The sequence below is a fragment of the Phenylobacterium sp. genome, from assembly GCF_030654915.1.
GTDB lineage: Bacteria > Pseudomonadota > Alphaproteobacteria > Caulobacterales > Caulobacteraceae > Phenylobacterium.
The window spans coordinates 1-1,332 of record NZ_JAURWM010000344.1 but is presented as its reverse complement, the minus strand read 5'-3'; the positions used below and the strand labels follow the sequence as shown (position 1 = coordinate 1,332).

Sequence of the window (1,332 nt, the reverse complement as noted above, 5' to 3'; positions counted from 1 at the left end):
TGATCGACCGGCTGTTCAGCCGCGTCGGCGCCGGCGACGACCTGGCCCGCGGCCGCTCGACCTTCATGGCCGAGATGGTCGAGACCGCGGCGATCCTCACCCAGGCCACCCCGCGCAGCTTCGTGATCCTCGACGAGATCGGCCGCGGCACAGCCACCTATGACGGCCTGGCCATCGCCTGGGCCTGCGCCGAGGCGCTGCACGAGACCAACCGTTGCCGGGGGCTGTTCGCCACCCACTATCACGAACTCGCCGTGCTCGAGGATCGGCTGGCCCACGTCGCCAACCTGTCGCTGAAGGCCAAGGAGTGGAACGGCGACCTGATCTTCCTGCACGAGGCCGGGCCTGGTCCCGCCGATCGCTCCTACGGGGTGCAGGTGGCCAAGCTGGCCGGGGTGCCGCCCGCCGTGGTGGTCCGCGCCCGCGAGGTGCTGGACCGGCTCGAGCGCGAAGCCGGGGCGCCCGCCCATCTCGACGGGCTGCCGTTGTTCGCAAGCTCGGTCGCCGAGCCCGAACATCGCGGGCCGAGCCAGGTGGAGGAAGCGTTGCGCGCCCTCGACGCCGACAGCATGAGCCCGCGCGAGGCGATGGCCGCGCTCTATCGCCTGAAGGAAATGCTCTAGTGGCGCTGAAGGCCCTGATGGTCGATGTGGACGGCGTGGTGGTTCGCCACCCCCATCCGCAGGGATGGTCCGCCAATCTGGAGGCCGACCTGGGACTGAAGCTCGAGGACCTGGAGAACGCCTTCTTCAAGCCCAACTTCGGCGACCTGGTGCATGGCCGCGCGCGCCTGCACGACCTGTTGGCCCCAGCCCTGGCCCAGATCGCGCCGCACCTCACCTCCCAAGTCCTGGTCGATTATTGGTTCGAGCAGGACAGCCATCTGGATCACGACCTGCTGGACCAACTCGCCTTGGTGCGGTCGCGGGGCGTCGAACTGCACTTGGCCACCGTGCAGGAGCACGAGCGCGCCGACTATCTCTGGACCAAGATGGCGCTGAAGGACCGTTTCGACGCGATCCACTACGCCGCGGCGCTCGGCCACGCCAAGCCGGCCTTGGAGTTCTATCGCGAGATCGAGGCGCGCACCGGCTTTGCGCCCAGCGAGCTGTTCTTCATCGACGACAAGGCCGCCAATGTGCAAGCCGCCCAGGCCTGCGGCTGGGCGGCGGCGGTCTGGACGGGGCAGGAGCGGTTGGCCGACCTGATGGCGAAGGCCGGGTCTGAGCGGTTATCTACGCACGTATCGTCATCACCGGGCTTGTCCCGGTGATCCATAAACACGAACCGCCCAGATAGATCTCCGACCGCGGAGTCTATGGATGGCCGGCT

General features: G+C 68.2%; 1 protein-coding gene and 1 pseudogene. Both read left to right on the top strand.

Annotation, left to right across the window (positions count from 1 at the left end; translation table 11 throughout):
* A pseudogene (locus Q7T84_RS17785) lies at positions 1-623 on the top strand (DNA mismatch repair protein MutS); the annotation flags it as partial.
* Positions 623-1,273, top strand: coding sequence for an HAD family hydrolase (locus tag Q7T84_RS17780; RefSeq protein WP_304811506.1), 651 nt, complete (start codon positions 623-625; stop codon positions 1,271-1,273). The pseudogene Q7T84_RS17785 and the gene Q7T84_RS17780, both read left to right, overlap by 1 nt.
* The last annotated feature ends 59 nt before the right edge of the window (positions 1,274-1,332 follow it).